Source organism: Methylophaga sp. UBA4204, from assembly GCF_002379485.1.
GTDB lineage: Bacteria > Pseudomonadota > Gammaproteobacteria > Nitrosococcales > Methylophagaceae > Methylophaga.
Map to the genome: position 1 here is coordinate 108,995 of NZ_DFTU01000087.1, position 1,048 is coordinate 110,042.

The 1,048-nt window shown below is 48.9% G+C and carries 1 protein-coding gene; it reads left to right on the plus strand.

Annotation, left to right across the window (positions count from 1 at the left end):
• Positions 1-1,048: tRNA uridine-5-carboxymethylaminomethyl(34) synthesis enzyme MnmG (gene mnmG, locus B3182_RS13015; protein ID WP_292753036.1), on the plus strand; the 1,048-nt coding region annotated here is incomplete at both ends.

Here is a 1,048-nt window from a genome sequence, read left to right on the forward strand (position 1 = left end):
GATGAGCTGTAACCCGGCCATTGGTGGTATCGGTAAAGGCCATCTGGTTAAGGAAATTGATGCGCTGGGTGGCATCATGGCAAAAGCTGCTGACCGTGCAGGTATTCAGTTCAGAATCCTTAATGCCAGCAAAGGACCTGCGGTCAGGGCAACCCGTGCTCAGGCTGATCGGATTCGTTATAAAGCGGCTATTCGTGAAGTACTGGAATCACAGCCCAATCTCTATTTATTCCAGCAAGCCGTTGATGATCTGATTGTAGAAAATGATCGTGTTGCCGGCGTAGTCACCCAGTCAGGTTTACGCTTTGGTGCTAAAACGGTGGTGCTCACAGTGGGCACTTTCCTTGGTGGTGTCATCCATATCGGTTTGCAACGTCATCAAGGTGGTCGGGCAGGAGACCCTGCCTCTGTGGCGCTAGCAGAACGTTTACGTGCTTTACCGTTCCGGGTTGATCGATTAAAAACCGGCACACCACCGCGTATTGCGACCAGCAGTATTGATTTTTCCCAGTTAGCCGAACAACCGGGTGACAACCCAACACCGGTCTTTTCTTTTCTGGGTAAGCGGAAAGATCATCCAACCCAGATATCCTGCTATATCACCCACACCAATGAAAAAACTCATCAGGTGATCCGTAATAATCTGGATCGATCGCCGATGTACAGTGGTGAAATTGAAGGCATTGGTCCACGTTACTGCCCTTCAATTGAAGATAAAGTGGTGCGTTTTGCTGATCGGAATTCACACCAGATATTCCTTGAACCGGAAGGTCTGAACTGCAACGAAGTCTACCCCAACGGTATTTCCACCAGCCTGCCATTTGATGTGCAATATGAAATTGTGCGTTCAATGAAAGGTTTGGAAAATGCCCATATCACCCGTCCGGGCTATGCCATTGAATATGACTTTTTTGATCCAAGGGATTTAACGCCTTGGCTGGAAACCAAACATATGCCGGGTCTGTTCTTTGCCGGACAGATCAATGGTACAACGGGTTATGAAGAAGCCGCCGCACAGGGGTTAATCGCTGGACTTAATGCCGGCTTG